This window comes from Burkholderia sp. BCC1208 (assembly GCF_902833095.1).
In the GTDB taxonomy this organism is placed as follows: domain Bacteria; phylum Pseudomonadota; class Gammaproteobacteria; order Burkholderiales; family Burkholderiaceae; genus Burkholderia.
Genome location: NZ_CADFDY010000012.1, coordinates 56,918 through 75,542, shown reverse-complemented (window position 1 = coordinate 75,542; position 18,625 = coordinate 56,918). Strand labels below are relative to the sequence as shown.

Annotated in this window: 15 protein-coding genes; 11 read left to right on the top strand and 4 right to left on the bottom strand. The window is 67.9% G+C overall.

Features of this window, described 5'->3' with window-relative positions:
* Nucleotides 1-171: 171 nt before the first annotated feature.
* Nucleotides 172-1,560, bottom strand: coding sequence for an MFS transporter (locus HWX09_RS27565; RefSeq protein WP_027781132.1), 1,389 nt, complete (start codon nt 1,558-1,560; stop codon nt 172-174).
* A 403-nt stretch (nt 1,561-1,963) separates the two neighbouring features.
* Here HWX09_RS27565 and HWX09_RS27560 point away from each other — a divergent pair, with 403 nt between their 5' ends.
* Together HWX09_RS27560 and treA are read left to right on the top strand one after the other, a co-directional pair.
* Nucleotides 1,964-2,593 (top strand): TetR/AcrR family transcriptional regulator, encoded by a 630-nt coding sequence (locus tag HWX09_RS27560; RefSeq protein WP_027781131.1) that lies wholly within the window; start codon nt 1,964-1,966, stop codon nt 2,591-2,593.
* 136 nt (nt 2,594-2,729) lie between these two features.
* Nucleotides 2,730-4,448 carry an alpha,alpha-trehalase TreA gene (treA, locus tag HWX09_RS27555; protein WP_027781130.1) on the top strand — a complete coding sequence of 573 codons (1,719 nt, stop codon included), beginning with the start codon at nt 2,730-2,732 and terminating at the stop codon, nt 4,446-4,448.
* A 124-nt stretch (nt 4,449-4,572) separates the two neighbouring features.
* Here treA and HWX09_RS27550 read toward each other — a convergent pair whose 3' ends face one another.
* Nucleotides 4,573-6,048: a carbohydrate porin gene (locus HWX09_RS27550; RefSeq protein ID WP_027781129.1), complete on the bottom strand. Its 1,476-nt coding sequence runs from the start codon at nt 6,046-6,048 to the stop codon at nt 4,573-4,575.
* A 90-nt stretch (nt 6,049-6,138) separates the two neighbouring features.
* A complete protein-coding gene (locus tag HWX09_RS27545; protein ID WP_027781128.1) occupies nt 6,139-6,405 on the bottom strand; it encodes a hypothetical protein in 267 nt (88 codons plus the stop codon).
* Nucleotides 6,406-7,489: 1,084 nt separating this feature from the next.
* Here HWX09_RS27545 and HWX09_RS27540 point away from each other — a divergent pair.
* Both HWX09_RS27540 and HWX09_RS27535 read left to right on the top strand, forming a co-directional pair.
* The gene (locus HWX09_RS27540; RefSeq protein ID WP_175888606.1) at nt 7,490-7,627 is read left to right on the top strand and encodes a hypothetical protein; all 138 of its coding nucleotides are present in this window, start codon (nt 7,490-7,492) and stop codon (nt 7,625-7,627) included.
* Between the two features lie 117 nt (nt 7,628-7,744).
* Complete coding sequence (locus HWX09_RS27535) at nt 7,745-9,391, top strand: Nramp family divalent metal transporter (RefSeq protein ID WP_027781127.1); 1,647 nt, start codon at nt 7,745-7,747, stop codon at nt 9,389-9,391.
* 116 nt (nt 9,392-9,507) lie between these two features.
* Here the strand turns inward: HWX09_RS27535 and HWX09_RS27530 are convergent, their stop codons facing one another.
* Complete coding sequence (locus HWX09_RS27530) at nt 9,508-10,416, bottom strand: LuxR family transcriptional regulator (RefSeq protein ID WP_027781126.1); 909 nt, start codon at nt 10,414-10,416, stop codon at nt 9,508-9,510.
* Between the two features lie 283 nt (nt 10,417-10,699).
* Here HWX09_RS27530 and HWX09_RS27525 point away from each other — a divergent pair, with 283 nt between their 5' ends.
* The 7 genes from HWX09_RS27525 (at nt 10,700) to HWX09_RS27495 (ending at nt 18,578) form a co-directional block, all read left to right on the top strand.
* Nucleotides 10,700-11,533, top strand: a complete 834-nt coding sequence (locus HWX09_RS27525; protein ID WP_027781125.1) for an autoinducer binding domain-containing protein — start codon at nt 10,700-10,702, stop codon at nt 11,531-11,533.
* Between the two features lie 251 nt (nt 11,534-11,784).
* Nucleotides 11,785-13,992 carry a type III secretion system export apparatus subunit SctV gene (sctV, locus tag HWX09_RS27520; RefSeq protein ID WP_027781124.1) on the top strand — a complete coding sequence of 736 codons (2,208 nt, stop codon included), beginning with the start codon at nt 11,785-11,787 and terminating at the stop codon, nt 13,990-13,992.
* Nucleotides 13,989-14,267 carry a type III secretion system export apparatus subunit SctS gene (gene sctS, locus HWX09_RS27515; protein WP_006480854.1) on the top strand — a complete coding sequence of 93 codons (279 nt, stop codon included), beginning with the start codon at nt 13,989-13,991 and terminating at the stop codon, nt 14,265-14,267. The genes sctV and sctS overlap by 4 nt, the downstream gene beginning before the upstream one ends.
* Complete coding sequence (sctC, locus tag HWX09_RS27510; protein ID WP_027781123.1) at nt 14,267-16,309, top strand: type III secretion system outer membrane ring subunit SctC; 2,043 nt, start codon at nt 14,267-14,269, stop codon at nt 16,307-16,309. Before sctS ends, sctC begins: the two co-directional genes overlap by 1 nt.
* The gene (gene sctD, locus HWX09_RS27505) at nt 16,290-17,630 is read left to right on the top strand and encodes a type III secretion system inner membrane ring subunit SctD (protein WP_027781122.1); all 1,341 of its coding nucleotides are present in this window, start codon (nt 16,290-16,292) and stop codon (nt 17,628-17,630) included. Before sctC ends, sctD begins: the two co-directional genes overlap by 20 nt.
* A gap of 140 nt (nt 17,631-17,770) precedes the next feature.
* A complete protein-coding gene (locus HWX09_RS27500; protein WP_027781121.1) occupies nt 17,771-17,980 on the top strand; it encodes a hypothetical protein in 210 nt (69 codons plus the stop codon).
* Between the two features lie 124 nt (nt 17,981-18,104).
* The gene (locus HWX09_RS27495) at nt 18,105-18,578 is read left to right on the top strand and encodes a hypothetical protein (RefSeq protein WP_027781120.1); all 474 of its coding nucleotides are present in this window, start codon (nt 18,105-18,107) and stop codon (nt 18,576-18,578) included.
* Nucleotides 18,579-18,625 lie beyond the last annotated feature (47 nt).

The window sequence follows — 18,625 nt, the reverse complement described above, 5'->3', positions numbered from 1 at the left end:
TGTCCATGGCACGCAGGAAGCGAATCCGGGATTCCCACCCCCATCGGGAGACCCGGAGCCCTGAGCGGACATCCATGCGGCCGTGCACCGGCCCCGTGTGGATGTCCGCTGATTTTTTTTCCGGTTCGTCATCCGCTGCCGCGCGACAGGTCATGTCGCCGCGTCGGCCGCTTATTGCCGCTTGCCGCGCGCGACTTCGTCCCCGGCGCCGGGCGGCAGCCGCCGCGTGATCGGAATCGACGCGAACGAGCACAGCCCGACCACGAGGAACGCGGGCCAGAAATCCGACCACACCATCTCCTGATGGCCCTGGAGCCAGTGCGACACGTGCAGCACGAGGCCGGCCACCGTCACGCCGAGGCCGAGCGACATCTGCTGCACGACGCTGCCGAGGCTCGTCGCGCGGCCCGCGTCGCGCGGCGAGATGTCCGCGTAGATCATCGAATTCAGGCTCGTGAACTGCAGCGCGGGGAAGATGCCGCCGACGAGCACGATCAGCCAGATCGCCCAGGTCGCCATGCCGGGATGGAACACGCCGTACGCGGCGATCGCGAGGCCCGCGAATGCCGCGTTGTAGATCAGCACCGTGCGAAAGCCGAAGCGGCGCAGCGTATGCGTGGCGGTCGAGCGGCTGACCGCGCCGCCGAGCGCGGACGCGCACGTGATGAGCCCCGAGTGGAACGCGCTCATGCCGAGCCCTTCCTGCAGCGCGAGCGGCAGCAGGAACGGCACCGCGCCGAGCCCGATGCGGAACAGCGACCCGCCGACGACGCTCGCGTGGTACGTCGGGATCTTCAGGAAACTGAGATCGAGCACCGGGCGTTCCTTGCGGCGCGCGTACGGCACGTACAGCGCGAGCATCGCGGCGCCGGCCACGCACATGATGATGGCGTTCGAGCGCGACGTGAGCGAACCGTCGATCAGCGTGAGGCCCATCAGCAGCAGCGCGGCGCCGCTTGCCGACAGCAGGAAGCCGAACCAGTCGAGCGGGCCCGGATCGGGCTCGTGCGTGTTCGCGATGTGCTTGCTCGCGAGGTAGATCCCGTAGAGGCCGATCGGCACGTTGATGAAGAAGATCATCCGCCAGTGCAGGTAGGTCGTGATGAAGCCGCCGACGAGCGGCCCGAGCGTGGGCCCGAACAGCGCGGGAATCGCGAGATAGTTCATCGCGCGCACGAGATCGGAGCGCGGCACCGCGCGGAAGATGATGATGCGGCCGACCGGCACCATCATCGCGCCGCCGACGCCCTGTATGAAGCGCGCGAACGTGAGCAGGCCGAGGGAGTTGGACGCCGCGCACATCAGCGAGCCGACGACGAAGATGCCGATCGCGGTGCGAAACACGGCACGTGCGCTGAAGCGGTCGGCGAGCCAGCCGCAGATCGGGATGAACACGCCGAGACCGACCACGTAGGCGGTGATCGCAATGTTCAGGGTGACGGGGTTGTGCCCGAAGTCCCTCGCCATCGCAGGCAATGCGGTGACGATGATGTTCGCGTCGACGCTTTCCATGAACAACGCACAGGCAACGATGAGCGGTGCTAGAAAGACGGGCGACATGGGCAGGGCGCGCGGTAAAGACGCCATTATGCCCACAATGTGACCGTTGCGTCACGTACGACAACAGTTGTTCCGCATGTTGCAACAGTCGTCTTGTCCGGCGGGCGGCGTGGAAAGGACGACTGCGCATGTGCGAGCGATGCGTTGCTCGTGCGTGCCGCATACGCTGCTCGGCGCGACCAACGCAACGTCGCCGCAGCGGGGCGCGAGCGCGTTTTCGATGCCGGGCCGGACGTCGACGCAGTGATCGCCGAACGGCGTTTCGCACGGCACGCCGACCGCACTCGTGCTCGAATGCGACGAGCGGGTCGACGTTGGCCCGCTCGTATCGATTCCTTTGACGGCGTGGCAATGCGTTTCTAAAATATGAGCGCTTGCTCATATTCAAAACTCGCGTCCCGCCATGTCCGAATCGTCGTCGTGCATTCCGCTTTCGCCGCGCAAGGCGCCGCGTCAGCGCCGCGCGGTGGCCACCGTCGACGCCATCATCGAGGCCGCCGCCCGCATTCTCGAGCGCGACGGCTTCGACGGCTACACGACGAACGCGGTCGCCGCGCTGGCCGGCGTGAGCATCGGCTCGCTCTACCAATATTTCCCGAACCGCGATGCGCTGACCGCCGCGCTCGTCGAGCGCGAGAGCGCGCATCTGCTCGACGACGTCGATCGGGCGGCCGCGCTGTCGTCCTGCGACGACGTGCTGCGCACGCTGGTGCGGGGGGCCGTCGCGCACCAGATGCGCCGGCCGGCGCTCGCGCGGCTGATCGATTTCGAGGAAGCGCGGTTGCCGCTCGGCGCGCGCACCGCGCGCATCGCGGACCGCATCCACGCGACCTTGCTGCATGCGCTCGGGTTGCGGGATGCGCCGCGCGTCGCCGCGCCCGACGTCGTCGCGCACGATCTGCTCGCGATCGTGAAAGGCATCGTCGATGCGGCGGGCGCGCGCGGCGAGACCGATGCGGATGCGCTCGAAGCGCGTGCGTGGCGGGCGGTGCGCGGTTATCTCCGGGAGTCGCGCGAATCGAAACTTGCTTGACATGCATGTTTCGTGCGACAGTCGCACCCATTCGCACCACAATTTGACGCGTATCGATCGAAGGCCATCGAGACGAACGCGCGCGCGAACGAGACCTCGTGCCGATCCACTCACCATCGAAAGGAGGGGACACGCCATGACGTCACGTCGTGCCGCACCGCTTGCATCTCGCTTCCCGTCGCGTCAGTCACCGCCCGCGCCGCGTCTGCGCTGGGCTGCCGCACTGGCCATCGCCTATCTCGCCGTCGCCGGTTGCGCCGCGCAGGCCGACAATGCGAACCAGGCCGCCGCGCAAGCGGCCAGCCAGTCCGCGATGCCTGCCACCGCCGCAGCGGCTCCCGCTCCCGCGTCGGGCACGCTGCTGCCGCCGCCGAGCCAGCTCTACGGCGACCTGTTCGTCGCGGTACAGACCGCGCAGCTCTATCCCGACCAGAAGACCTTCGTCGACGCCACGCCCGATACCGATCCCGCGACGATCGTGCAGTTGTATCAGCAACAGAAATCGCAGCCGGGCTTCTCGCTGAAGGCGTTCGTCGACCAGCATTTCACGCCGCCACCGGAAGGCGGCGTGACGCCGCCGCCGAATCAGACGCTGCGCCAGCACATCGACTGGCTGTGGCCGCAACTCACGCGCACGAGCGTCACGGCGCCCCCGTACAGTTCGCTGATTCCCTTGCCGAAGCCGTACGTCGTGCCGGGTGGCCGCTTCCGCGAAGGCTACTACTGGGACACCTACTTCACGATGCTGGGGCTGCAGGTGTCGGGGCGCGAGGATCTCGTCGACGACATGCTCGACAACTTCGCATACCTGATCGATACGATCGGGCACATCCCGAACGGCAACCGCACGTACTATGCGAGCCGCTCGCAGCCGCCGTTCTTCGCATACATGGTCACGCTCGCCGCGCAGGCCGAAGGCGATAAGGTCTACCAGAAATACCTGCCGGCGCTGCGCAAGGAGCATGCGTACTGGATGCAGGGCGAAACCACGACGCCGCGCGGGCAGGCGGCGCGCAACGTGGTCGCGATGCCCGACGGCGCCGTGCTGAACCGTTACTGGGATGCGAGCGACACGCCGCGCGACGAGTCGTATCTCGAGGACGTGACCACCGCGAAATCGGTGCCGTCCCGCCCGGCGAACGAGGTGTACCGCGACCTGCGCGCGGGCGCCGAAAGCGGCTGGGACTACAGCTCGCGCTGGTTCGGCAACGGCAAGACGCTCGCGACGATCCGCACGACCTCCATCGTGCCGGTCGATCTGAACAGCCTGATGTTCCATCTCGAGACGACGATCGTGAAAGGCTGCGCGATCACGCGCGACATCGCTTGCGTGGCCGATTTTTCAGGGCGCGCGGCGCGGCGTGCGGCCGCGATCAATCACTACCTGTGGAACCGTCGCGGCTATTACGGCGACTATGACTGGCAGTTGCGCAAGCCGCGCGACGGCGTGACGGCGGCCGCGCTGTATCCGCTGTTCGCGGGCGTCGCATGGCCGGAGCGCGCGAAGGCGACCGCGCGCGAAGTGCGCAAGACGCTGCTGCAGCCGGGCGGCCTCGCGACGACGACCGAGAACACGGGCCAGCAGTGGGATGCGCCGAACGGCTGGGCGCCGCTGCAGTGGATCGCGATCGACGGGCTGCGCCGTTATGGCGAACCGGCGCTCGCGAAGGACATCGGCACGCGTTTCCTGTCCGACGTGAAGCACGTGTACGCGACCGAAGGCAAGCTCGTCGAGAAATACGTGGTCGAGGGCGCCGGTACTGGCGGTGGCGGGGGCGGCGAATATCCGTTGCAGGACGGCTTCGGCTGGACCAACGGCGTCACGCTGAAGCTGCTGGGGCTGTACGGCGAGTAATGCACTGCGAGCAACGCACCGCGAGTAACGCGCGGGGCGGCCCGTGTGCCCGCACGGCAAGCAACCGCACGGGCCGGAACGTCGCGCAAGCGGCTGTCCGGCCCGTGTTTTCATGCGGCTTGCGTCAGAACGTGATCGTCGTGCGCACGCCGACCACCGTTTCGTCGCCGATGCGCGCGCCGGCCGCGTTCGGGTTCGGGATGCCGCCGCCCGGGCGGAAGAAGTGCTGCAGGTCGGCCTGCACTTGCCACCACGGAGCGACCTGGTACTGGTAGGTCGCTTCGATGACCGTCTCCGCGCGGCGCACCGGATAGCCGGGCGTCGTGTACACGCCGGTGTCGCCGTCGAGGCCGCGCGCATGCGAGCCGATCTTCGCGTAGCCGATCGCGATGCCGGCGACGTCGTCGTCGCGTCCGACGAACGGCGCCTTCAGCGTCACGCCGGCGTTGGCGGCAAAATCGACGAGATTGCGATCGCCCGGCGAGCCCATCACGCGCGCGAACACGCCGACCGAGCGCGGGCTGCCGGCGGATGGCCGCCACACCATCTGATCCGCGACCGCATAGAAGCCGTAGTTGCCGCGATGCGTGGCCGGGGTGCCGTTGCTCGCCGGATCGGCGAGCGACAACCCGTCGGTGCCGTAGCGCGGATCGTTCGCGTGCTGCGAGTGATACCAGAAGCCGAGTTTGTACGTGCCGGGCAGGCCCGCCGGCTGCGGCGCCTTCTGATCGGCGGACGGCGCGTTCAGCGCGTACTGCACTTCGCCGATCACGAATGCGCCGCTGCGCAGGTTGAAGTTGGTGCCATGTGCGTTCAGCACCTGCGCGTCGCCATCGGCGCGGCCGGCCGGATTGCCGTCGAACACGCCGATCATCGCGGTCCACGCGTCGGCCGGTTTCACGCGCAGCCGCACGCCGAGCGACGACAGCGGATACGCGGGGCCGCCGGACGGCAGGTCGGTGGACGGCAGCACGGGCCAGCCGAACGTCGCGTTCATGAACGTCGCCGCGTTCTGGCTCACCATGAATTCCTGGTCGACGCTCTGCTGGCCGACTCTCACGTCGATCTTGCCGTCGAGCAGCGACTGCTGGTACCAGAGTTCCCACAGGCGCGTGGTCGAATTGGCTTCGATGCCGGTCGCGGTCTGCAACGTCTGCAGGTAGCGCTGCGTGAGGTTGGTGCCGTGGATCTGCAGCCCCGACACGTTGAACGTGCCGCCCGGCAGGCCGATCGCCTTGCCGGAATCGACGGTGAAACCGAACTGCGTGAGCCCCTGGTACGCGCCGCCCCGATTCGTGCCGCCGGAGGTGTTGTACAGGTACTCGCTGGTTTCCTGCAGGCTCAGCGTGACGCCGTGCTCGTCGAGCACGTCACGCAGGCCGCCCATGTTGCCGAGCAGGTTCGAGCGCTCCCAAAGGCCGGTGGGAGCGGGCGCGGCAGCATCGGCGGCCTGATGTGTGGGGGCGGCGGCGTCGCTCGCGCCGGCCGCCGGTTCGGCGGCGGGAGACGCTGCTTGCGCGAATGCGGAGGTGGCGGCGAGCGACAGCAGCAGCGTGGCGAGCGCTTCGGCGCGAAGGACGGGTGAGAGCAGGTTCTTCATTTGGGTTCCGTTGGCAGTTTGATTAGTTAAGCTGAAGAAACGGGAACGTGATGCGAGGCGCATGACGAGACGGCCCGCACGGAGAAGGGCTTACGGCAGCCAGCCGCCGACGCGCCACACCTGCGCGAAGCCAACGCGGGGCGCGACGGAGCACAGCAGCGCGGCGAGCGCGACCGCGGCTGCCGTCGCGGCGATCAGCACGCAATCGAGCGGGCGCGGCGCTGCCGGCACATGGGCGAGGGCCACGCCGCGCCAGTGGCTGAGTGCCCGGGCGAACGGCGAGAGGCGGGAAAACGCGCGATTGCGCGTGACGTGCACGATGCGCTTGAGTCTGACCGCGAACGATTGAAAGAACATGACGCTGCCTCCGTTCCGTCCGGCGAACGCCGGACGACGTGATCGAGCGCGGGTGCTTGACGCGGCCTGCGATCGGAGGATGGAACATGGCGGAGCGTGCGACTGACGAACCGGCGATGGCCGGCCCGGGTGGAGGCGCGCTAACCCGACGAGTGCGAGCTAGCGGCAAAAGACATGTGTCTGGCTGCTATCTCGCGATGGCTTGGCCGGCCTGAACCGGCATCGAACTGCAACTAGAGCATGTGTCCACGGAGGGGACTCCCGTGATGAATTGGGGCGGATTGTAGTCGCGACTTTTGCTGCGGCGCAAGTAAAAACCGCACGAAGGATGCGCAGTGTCGTGCGCGCGTCGCAACGGAGCGGGGCCGCCGCGCGGCCGCCCGGCGAGGGCGAAAAGGATGCGCGGCAGGGCGCCGGGCCGTTGCTGGCACGCATCGGCGCGGGGTTGCCGTCCTGACGGTGCTGAAAGGTTTCGGAACGTTATATCAAGGGCAAATCTTTCAGTCGCGTCAGGCGGCAAATTTATTTCGAAAAATGGGGTTTCGAGGGGTTGACTTCACTTTCGGGCGATCCATAGAATCCGCCATCTTCACTCTTGGGGCCGCCGCCTTGGACGCCTGCAGTAGTCGATCTTCGAACGAAATTTCCGCCTGAGCGACCGACGTCCGCGCCTCATCGAAGCCGCCGTTTGTCCCTCAGGCAAACGGTGCGCGCAGCAGTCATTCCGCAGCAACCCCCTACGTGCACCCTGATTCGCGCCGGTTAGCGTGATGCGTTTTCGCATGCGTTGCCCGGTTTCACCGCCGCCCGGCAGGCGGCCGCGTTCGCGCATGCGTTCTTCGGGCGCGCGAATGCCGGCCCGCACGCCGGACGGCGGTCAACCGTGTTCCCCGGAACACCGAACAGGAGCCGCCATGAACGACAGTGACAGTTGTCCCTTATGCCCGTTGCATACGCAGACCCATTTGAACCCGGGTCGCGGGGACAATCCGGCCGACTAGCCTGACACGTCGTTCAGGCCCCGGACTGGCCCCGCGCCCACGAAGCGGCCGGCACGCCTGCCGTCGCCGCACGGAGCCAGACCATGAACTTCGGCCTTCTGCTGTCGAACCTTCCGCACGTCACGGAATCGCGCCACCACTACGACGCGATGCTGACGCTCGACGCTCGTCCGCGGGTGTTCGCCCGCCTGCTGAACCGGCTGAAATCGTTGATCCACTGAGAAGACACGCCGAGCGCGCCTCGGCATGCGCACGCGCGGCCACCCGCGGGCCGGCGCCGCGTGCGCATTCCAAGGTCACACGCTTATCGAATAACCCTTAGCCGTACGGAATTCATCATGTCCACGCCCTCCAACGTCTCTCCACCGATCGCGGTCGATCGCAGCGCCGTGCTCGACGAAGCCCATCTGGGCGATATCCGCGGTGCGCTCGGCACGATCGCCCACCACGACACCGGCGCGCGCGGCACGTGGTGGGCGCGCCTGCGCACGCTGCTCGCGATCATCGGCCCGGGCCTGATCGTGATGGTCGGCGACAACGACGCCGGCGCGTTCGGCACCTATACGCAGGCCGGCCAGAACTACGGCACGACGCTGTTGTGGACCCTGCTGCTGCTCGTGCCCGTGCTGTACGTGAACCAGGAAATGGTGCTGCGCCTCGGCGCGGTCACGGGCGTCGGCCATGCGCGCCTGATCTTCGAACGCTTCGGCAAGTTCTGGGGCGCGTTCAGCGTGATCGACCTGTTTCTGCTCAACGCGCTGACCATCGTCACCGAGTTCATCGGCATCACGTTCGTGCTGGATTTCTTCGGATTGCCGAAGGTGGCCGGCGTGTGCGTCGCCGCCGCGCTGACGATGGCCGCGGTCAGTACCGGCGATTTCCGGCGCTTCGAGCGGTTCGCGATCGGGCTGTGCGTGCTGAGCCTGCTGCTCGTGCCGGTACTCGTCTCGATCCACCCGCCCGTCGCGCAGATGACACGCGATTTCCTCGTGCCGAACTGGCCCGCGCATACGAAGCTGTCCGACGTGATGCTGCTCGTGATCGGCATCGTCGGCACGACGGTCGCGCCATGGCAATTGTTCTTCCAGCAGAGCTACGTGATCGACAAGCGCATCACGCCGCGCTTCATGAAATATGAAAAGGTCGACTTGTGGATCGGCATCGCGTTCGTGCTGGTGGGCGCGGTCGCGATGATCGGCTTCAGCTCGGCATTGTTCGGCGGCCATCCGGAAGCCGGCAACTTCACCGACGCGGGCGGCGTCATCGCGGGCCTCGAGAAGTATGCCGGCCGCACGAGTGCCACGCTGTTCGCGGTCGCGCTGCTCGACGCGTGCATCATCGGCGCGGCGGCCGTATCGTTGTCGACCGCGTACGCGATCGGCGACGTGTTCAAGATCCGTCACTCGCTGCACCGCGGCGTGACCGACGCGAAGGGCTTCTATCTCGTCTATTTCGGCATCGTCGCGGCCGCGGCCACGCTCGTGCTGATCCCGGGCAGCCCGCTCGGGCTGCTGACCGAAGCCGTGCAGACGCTGGCAGGCGTGCTGCTGCCGAGCGCGACGGTGTTCCTGCTCGTGCTGTGCAACGACCGCCAGGTGCTGGGGCCCTGGGTCAACTCGACGAAGCTCAACGTGTTCACGGGCGCGGTGATCTGGGTGCTGGTGCTGCTGTCGATCATCCTGACCGCGTCGGTGATGTATCCGGACATCAGCGGAGAAGCGATCGTCGACGTGCTGGTGGGCGGCACCGTGCTCGCCATCGCCGGCTATCTCGCGACGGTGCTGATTCGCCGCAACAAGCGCGTCGTGGAGCCGGCTGTCGATCGTTCGCTGCGCGACACGTGGCGCATGCCGCCGCTCGATACGCTCGAGCCGCAGAACATGACGCTCGCGACGCGGATCTGGATGGCCGTGCTGCGCGGCTATCTGGTGATCGCGGTCGGCCTCGTGATCGTGAAGGTCGTCCAGATGACGCTGCTGAAGTAATGCAGCGCGTCTGACAGGAGGCGGCGCCGGACCCGGCGCCGCGCCGCAACACGCACATGCCGGCCCGCGAGGCCGGCATGTGCGTTTTTACGCGCTCGTTTCGGGTGCGCCCGCGCTCAGATCAGCTCGAGCTTCGACGTCAGGTACGTGAGCTGAATCCGGTTCGCGACGCCGAAGCGCTTGCGCAGCTTGCGCAGGTGATAGTCGACGTTGTGCGCGCTGGTGTCGAGGCGCCGGCCGATCTCCTTGTCGGACGCACCTTCGGCGATGCCGAGCAGCAGCTCCTGCTCGAACGGCGTGAGCCCGTTGACCGCGCGCTCGCGCGACGTCGAGATCAGCTGCGGCGACGCGAACTTGTGCACCGACAGCCCGATCGACAACGCCTGCTCGATCGTCGCCGGCGTGATCCATTCGCGCGTGCGGCGCGGTGCGGTGAAGCTCATGAACGCATGCAGCCGCGTGCCCGGCACGGCCATCGAATACATGATGCCGCTGCACATTCCGTCGTCCTGCATCGTCTGCAGGAAGCCGTCGAGCGCGGCCGGGCTCACGCACGGCGCATCGTCGCGCTCGCGGTGTTCGCGGCGCAATTGCTGCAGATCCCACACGATCGGCATGTTGCACACGCGCGCGCCGAGCGTGCGCGGATCGACGTCGTGATGGTTGTGCCGCACGTAGTCGCCGCGATAGGTGGCCGGCGTGAACGCTTCGTGCAGGTAGAGACTTTCGACGCGCTCGCGCGTGAATTCGAGCGCGAAGTACGCGAACGTCGAGAAGCCCGTCAGATGCAGCAGGCTCGTGACGATCCGGTTGCGCTCGGCCGTGCTCTGCGCGTTGGCGAGCGTATCGGCGACGCCGAGCTTCGGCGCGTGCGGCTGCGCGACGTCGCCGCGTTTCACGTCGTCGCACCAGACGACCTGCACGGTGCGCTCGCGCAGCGCGTCCGCGCTTGCGTTCAATCCGCGCGACGAGCGGGACAAAGTGGTTGGGGCGACCGCTTCTTCATGCAATGCAATATCGGACATGAGCCATCCCTCGGAATCGACGCGCATCGCCGGGCGGCGGCCGTATCGTGTACGGCATTCGCGGCGGTGCGACCGAGCATCGTTGTGATATGCGTCGATCGTCATCCCTGACGAAACGCGGGGGCATTGTACAAAAATGCCGCTCTGCGCGTAATATGCCGTAATACTAATGGCGGCGAAAGGTTCATATTCGCACGCATATAACGACGACCAGAAAATCATAAAGAAAAGACCAGATCGTGACGGGGCGCAGTTTCACATATTGGGAAAGGGCGGGCTCCTCATGACATATGCTGACGGCGCACCACGCGTCGAGTGGTTCTCACAAGCCGATATAGCGGCCGCTGCCGCTTATTCGAACGAATATCAAGCAATCGATCGTGACATTTTTACCGGTATCCAGATAACGGCCGGTAAAACCGACCTTGCGTCATTCGATTTCGCGCAATGCCATGCGCGATTGCGGCAAATCGGATTCAGTACACTCGGTTACGGCGCGTACGAAATGATCGGGCGGCGCATTCTGCGCGCGCATCTGCTGCGCGACCTCGCACCGGCGACGTTCATGCAGCCGTTCATCGAAGGGATGCTGTACGAAAGCGACCCGCGTTTCGCGCAAGTGCGGCAGAGCGGCTTCCCGGTCGCGTGGCGGCTCGACGAGATCGAGGCGGCCGCGCACGGCAGCGGCGACCGCAAGGTGCTGGCGCTCGCCGGCCATCTGCGCGCGCATGCGATGAACAGCGGCGTGATCTTCAGCCTGTCGGCGCCGCGCCTCGACCTGCGCGTCGCGGTGAACGTGACGTCGGAAACGCACGGCATCGATTGGATCGACGATCGCGTGATCGGCGGTGCGCTGTCGGTCAGTCTTGCGGTGCATCGCGTCGCGCTGCCGTTCCTCGAGGCGCGCGTCGCGCGCATGCGCGGCTTCGCGCTCGGCGACGAGCAGCAGCAGGTGCTCGACCGGCTCGTGCACGGTCTGTCCGACCAGGAAATCGCGAGCGCGCTGCGTACGTCGCTGCACAAGGTCGGGCACCACATTCGCTCGCTCGAAAAGCTCTTCAACGTACAGAACCGCGCGCAGCTCGCGTACCTCGCCGCGCGGCGGCTGCCGTCCTGACCTGACACCTGCCGCAGGCGCGCGCCGGCACACCCGGCGCGCGATGGAAGCGGTTCCGGCGGCGCGTGCCGGAACCGGCCGCCGGGTTTCGTAGTCCGATTCGATCGTCTGAGGAAAACGCGCTTTCGCGCTACGAGGCGCGCTTCTTTTTCCACCGGTTCCCGTCGCTACACTCGTCCCATTCAACGGTCCGCGCAGCACGGGGAAGGATCGCCCGTGCCAGCCGGCGATAACGACAGGACTACGGCACGATGGCTGAACCGAAGGCGCTCTCCCGCGACTGGCAGCGGTTGTTTTCCGCCGGCCGCGGCGTGTCCGGACGGCGCCTCGGAGGCGCCTCGCCGCGCGCCGACCTGTTTCTCGCGACCTTCATCGTCGCGGTCGTCGCGCTGTTCATCCTGCCGCTGCCGCAGGCCGCGCTCGACGGGATGATCTCGCTGAATCTCGCGGCGAGCGTCGTGTTGCTGACGGTGTCGACCTATGTGCCGTCGGCGGTCAGCTTCTCGTCGTTTCCCGCGCTGCTGCTGTTCACGACGCTGTTCCGGCTCGCGCTGAACATCGCGTCGTGCAAGCTGATCCTGCTGCATGCGAACGCCGGCCACGTGATCGATGCGTTCGGGCGGCTGGTGGTCGGCAACAACGTGGTCGTGGGCGGCGTGGTGTTCCTTGTGATCGCAGTCGTGCAGTTCATCGTGATCGCGAAAGGGTCGGAGCGGGTGGCCGAAGTCGGTGCGCGCTTCTCGCTCGACGCGATGCCGGGCAAGCAGATGAGCATCGACGCCGACCTGCGCGCCGGCATCATCAGCGCCGACGAAGCACGCGAGCGCCGCGAGAAGCTCGAGCAGGAATCGCAGATGCACGGCGCGATGGACGGCGCGATGAAGTTCGTGAAGGGCGACGCGATCGCGGGCCTCGTGATCGCGTTCATCAACATCGTCGCGGGGATCGCGGTCGGCACGCTGATGCACGGGATGGACATCGGCGAGGCGCTGCAACGTTACGCGATCCTGACGGTCGGCGACGGGATGGCGTCGCAGATTCCGTCGCTGCTCGTGTCGATCGCGGCCGGCATCGTGACGACGCGCGTCGCGACGCGCGATGCGCGGCAGCGCCAGCTCGGCGAACAGCTCGGCGAGCAGCTGGGCGCGCACCCGCGTGCGCTGCTGATCGCCGCGTTCGTGCTGACCGGTTTTCTCGTGGTGCCAGGCTTTCCGAAATGGTCGTTCGCGCTGATCGCGCTCGGCCTCGGCACCTTCGCGGTCTCGCAGCTCAAGCGCAAGACGTCCGCGCCGAGCTTCAACCTGATTCATGTCGCGGGGCGCGTCGGCGCGGCCGACGACGGCCAGCCCGCGAAGGTGTCGCACGCGGCGGGCGTGACGTCGCTGATCGCGGTGTCGCTGTCCGACGACCTGCGCACGGGCCTGAATCTCGCGCAACTGCAGGCGGCGCTGTCGAGCGCGAAGGCGCGCGTCGACGCGGACATCGGCACGGTGTTCCCGCGCATCACGCTGAACGACGACGAAGGCGCGGCGGCCGGCGCATACCGGATCTACCTGCAGGACGTGCTCGTCGCGCACGGCGCGCTGAAGCCGGGCTGGCTGCTGTGGGACGGCGTCGCGCCGCTGCCCGAGCGCGCGGAGCGCCAGCCGGCCGAAGCGTTCGGCCCGTTCGCGACCGCGTTGTGGATCAAGCCCGACGGCGCGGCGCCGGACGGCAAGTGGCTGTCGAGCGAGAGCGCGCTTGCCGCGCACGTCGAGCAGATCGTGCGCCAGCATGCGGACGAGCTGCTCGGCATTCAGGAGACGCAGGCGCTCGTGCATCTGGTGCGCCGCGATCATCCGGAGCTCGTGGGCGAGCTGACGCGGCTCGTGCCGCTGCAGCGCATCACCGAGGTGCTGCGCCGGCTGCTCGCCGAACAGGTGCCGATCCGCAATTTGCGCGTGATCTTCGAGAGCCTGATCACGTGGGCGCCGAACGAGCCCGACGACGTGATCGCGCTGGTCGAACTCGTGCGCGTCGACCTGCGCCGGATGATCACCGATCGTCACGCGGGCACGGCGCGCCAGTTGCGGGTCGTGCTGTTCGAGCAGAATTTGCAGGAGCGGATCGAGAGTGCGGTGATGCGCACCAAGCAGGGCAATTTCCTCGCGCTGTCGAGCGCGGTCAAGCAGGACATCGGCGAGCAGGTGCGCGCGATCGTGCAGGCCGCGCAGGCGGCCGGCCCCGGCGGCCACGGCAACGCACCGGGCGCCGCGCGGCTCGCGGTGATGGTCGCGCTCGGCGCGCGCCGCTACGTGAAGACGATCCTGCAGCCGGTGTTGCCCGAACTCGCGGTGCTGTCGTACCAGGAAGTCGAGGAGGACGTGCAGTTGCATACGGTCGGCTGGGTGAAGAACCCGCCGGACGACGGCACGGTCGGCGCGGGCGCCGACGTGCGCGCGCCGGGAGCCGTGCAATGACGAGCTCGACGATCCTCGACCTGACGCGCCAGGCGCTGATGCTGGTGCTGCTGCTGTCGCTGCCGATCGTGCTGATCGCGACCGTCACGGGCCTCGTCGTCGCGATCCTGCAGGCCGTCACGCAGGTGCAGGACGCCAATATCGGCATCGCGGTGCGGCTGATCGCCGTGATGGTCGCGCTCGTCCTGCTGTCGGGCTGGCTCGGCGGCGAAGTGCTGCGCTTCGCGCAGCAGGCGCTGGAACGCATGTTCGTTTCTTCCACAGGAGTCCTTTGATGCGTCAACGCGTCGCCTCGATCCGGTTTCAACCGCGCAGCCTGCAACGGGCCGCGCTTGCCGTGTGCGCGACGGCGCTGCTCACGGCGTCGCTGTGCATGGCGCCCACGCAGCATGCGCGCGCCGCGGACCTGCGCTGGCGCAACAAGCCGTTCACGATCGTCGCGAACGGCAAGAAGATCGGCGACTTCATCCGCGAGCTCGCGTCGTCGCAGGGGGTAACGGCGGTGGTCGACCCGAAGGTCGACGGCGTGATCAGCGGCCGCTTCTCCGGCACGCCGCAGCAGACGCTCGACACGATCTGCTCGACCTACGGGCTCACCTGGTACTACGACGGCTCGTTCCTGTACGTCGATCCGGCCGACCAGTCGCAGACGCAGATGATCCCGATCCCGCCGAACGCGTCCGGCGAAATCGGCCGCGCGCTGCAGGCGATGCAGATTCCGGACAAGCGCTACACGCTGGTGATCAACGACCGCGCGAACAGCGTGTACGTGGCCGGCCCGCGCCGCTACGTCGAGCTGGTGCGGCAGGCGGTCGGCTCGGTCGGCGATCCGTCGGCGAACGGCGCGCATGCGGACATCCGCGCGTTCCGGCTGAAATACGGCTGGGCGTCGGACTTCACGATCAACCGCTCGGGCAAGGAAGTGACGGTGCCGGGCGTCGCGACGATCCTGCGCAAGCTGTTCGGCAAGGGCGGCGGCACGACCACGGCGCCGTCGAGCACGCCGCTCGGGCAGGCCGCGCGCCAGGTGAAGCTCGGCTCGGGGCTGACGATCGCGGTGCCGCGGCTCGATTTCCCCGATATTTCCGGCGGCCCGCGGCAGGGCGGTTATGGCGGTGCGGACAGCAGCATGGGCGGCGGGTTCTCGCCGTTCTCGAGCAGCGGCGGCGGCGACACGCTGCCGCAGATCGTCGCGGATCCGGCGATCAACGCGGTGATCGTGCGCGATCTGCCGGAGAACATGTACCGCTACCAGTCGCTGATCGGCCAGCTCGACGAACGGCCGCGCATCGTCGAGATCAACGTGACGATCATCGACATCAACGAGGATTCGCTCGACAGCCTCGGGATCGACTGGCGCCTGCACACGACGCACGGCGACGTGCAGATCGGCAACGGCCAGAACCCGCTGAACGGCAACACGCAGTACAACGGCGCCGGCAATCCGCCGCTCACGTTCGGCGTCGGCGCGTCCGAAACCGGGTCGACCGGCACCTTCATGCCGACCGGCATCGCGCTGACCGCGTCGATCGGCGGGTCGCTGCGCAATTACCTGCTCACGCGCGTGAACGCGCTCGCGCAGAAGGGCCAGGCGCAGCTGCGTTCGAAGCCGAAGGTGCTCGCGCTCGACAACACCGAGGCGATCCTCGAGAACCTCACGCAGTTCTACGTGCAGGTGCCGGGCTACCAGGACTCGTCGCTGTACAGCGTGACGACCGGCACGAGCATCAAGGTGACGCCGATGATCGTCGACGAGGCGATCCGCAATGCGGCGGCCGTGTCGGGCAATCCGCAGAGCGTGATGATGTCGATCGACATCCAGGACGGCAACATCGTGCCGGGGCAGGCCGTGTCGAACGTGCCGGTGATCCAGCAGCGCAACATCGTCACCAAGACGATGATCGACGAAGGCAAGAGCCTCCTGATCGCCGGTTTCAACGACGACGAGGTGCGGCTGAACAAGAGCGGCGTGCCCTGGCTGTCCGACATCCCGCTGATCGGCAACCTGTTCAAGTACACCGACAAGTCGGGCAATCACATGGAGCGGTTCTATCTGCTGACGCCGCGCGTCGTGACGAGCGCGTCGATGTATGCGCCGGACGGCGCGCCCGTGAACCCGGGCGCCGACGGTCCGGCGAACCAGGAAGGGATGTCGATGTATCGCCCGCCGGACAACGACATCGCGGTGCCGCTGACGCCGAAGCCGCTGCCCGGCACGAAGTTCGGCCCGCCCGCGTTGCCGCCGCCGGCGGATGCGGCATCGCAGCCCGTGGCGACGACCGCAGGAGCACCTGCCCGTGTCGACGAGCATCATTGATCCGCACGAAGGCGCATTGCCCGGCGGCGCGGGAGGCGCGGGGGCCGGTGCGGCCGCGCTCGCGTCGCCGTGGAACCTGTGCTTCCTGAGCGGGCCGATGTACGGCCGCACGATGTCGCTCGCGCGCGGCGCGAACTGGGTCGGCACGGCGGCCGACTGCGAAGTGATCCTGCCCGATCGCGAGATCGGCGCGAAACAGGTGTGCCTGCAGGTCGGCGCGCTCGCGGTGACGGTGCAGAACCACGGCGGCGACACCGGTGCGCCGGTGCTGTTCAACGACGAGCCGCTCGGCGCCGGGCGCCGTTCGCTGACGCCGAACGACGTCGTGACGGTCGGCTCGATCCGGCTCGGCATCGCGCGGCATGCGCAGGCGAGCGTCGCGGTGCCCGACGAAACCGATGCGCCGGACGCCGCGCGCGAGGCCGCGTGGCTCGGCTGGCTCACGGGCGGGCTGCGCCGCCTCGGCAGCCGGCGGCTCGTGATCGCGCTGGTCGCGCTGTGGCTGGGCGTGCTGCTCGGCGCGCTCGGCTACGGCTTTGTCGCGTGGTCGGGGCGGTTGCCGTGGCAGCACGAATCGGTGCTCGCGCGCACGCACCGGCTGCAGCAACTGCTGCACGCGTATCCCGAGCTGGCCGTCGCGCCGCGCGACGACGGCGTGATCGTGTCGGGCTACGTGAGCGACCCGGCCGCGCGCGAGCGTGTCGCGCAGATCGTCGCGGGCGTCGACAACGCGGCGCTCGGCAACATCTACGTGGTCAGCGACCTGGTCGCGACCGCGCAGACCTATTTCAGCGACACGGCGCTGACGGTCACGTATCTCGGGCGCGGGCGGATCGAGCTGACGGGCACGGCCGCGCGCGCGCAGATCGAGCCGCGCATCCGCAACTACATGAAGGACGCCCGCCCGGCGCTCGAGGTGGTCGATCACGTGCGCGATGCCGACGCGGCCGCGCCGCGCACGGCGACGACGCTCGGCGGCATGGCCGGCATTCCGGAGATCACGACCGTGTTCGCCAGCGACGGCGATCAGCGCTACATCGAGACGGTCGACGGCAGTCGCTATTTCGAAGGCGCGCGGCTGAAGGAGGGCGCGACCGTCGTGTCGATCGGGCCGGACGCAGTGGTGTTCGAACGCAACGGTCAGCGCATCACGATGCCGCTCGGCGGCCCGTCGGCGAGCGCGCCCGAGCAGGCGCCGGCGCCTCCCGTGGCGCCGCTCGCGAGCGGCGCGGCGGCGGGCGTCGCGCAGCCGGTGCCGGGGCCGACGCTGTTGCCGGGCGAGCCGGCGGCCGGTGTATCGACGAAGCAGGCGGTGCATTAGCGCCGCGACGGATCAGGCGCAGCGCGTTTCGCGGTGCGCGCATTACGCGACACGTCGCCGGCAGGCGGCGCGTCACGTCATCGGCGGGGCATGGGGCTGCCGCCGGCAACGCAGGTGAACTTCACGTAAAGGAGCGAAACATGACTGCCTCCACAGGTAGCGCAACCGACACGAAGCAGGTCCAGCAACAGGCCGACGACCTGACCAAGACGCAGCTCGAACTGACGAAGATCAACTTTCAGGTTCAGCAATCGACTGCGACGTTCGAAACCAGCAACGCAGTGACCGCGCAGGAGGGGACGGCGAACGCCCAGGTTGCGCAACACCTGAGTTCCGCCGGCCGCGCGTGACGCCGGTCGCCGGCCGTGCCGCGCGACGCCGGATGCCGGGGCGGCCCATGGCGGGCGCCCGGTGTGGCGTAGGTGCGTGCCGGCCGGCCCGTTCCCGGCTTCGCCGGTCAAGGAGGACACGATCATGTCGGTAACAGGCGTAGGCGCGGCGCCGCCGGGCGCAGCCGCGCTCGCGAGTGCCGCGCAGCAAACGGGCACACCGTCCGATCCGGCGCAGGTGCGCCAGTTCGATGCGCTGATGCAGCCGGGCGCGTCGTCGGCCGCGCCGCCTTCGTCCGGTGTCGCGATGTCGCGCGCGCCGGCGGATGCGGCGTCGGCCGTGCAGATGACGCCCGCGCAGGCGAACCAGTCGTCGCTCGTCGAGCGGTTGCGCACGTACGGCAACGATCTCGATTCGCGGTACGCGAACATCGACAAGCATCGCAGCGAGATGCTGACGTCGATGGCGGACAGCCGCAGCGACCCGTTGATGACGATGGTGAAGGCGATGGATTTCCAGTGGACGGCAACCACCACGATTTCGGAATACCAGTTGAGCCTGTCGGTTGCGCAGGCGGCGAACGGCTTCACGCACACCGTGCTGAAGACGCAGGAGTGAAAGTGCGCGTGGCGGCCCTGCGCCCTCACGCGCCCTGAAGCGGACAA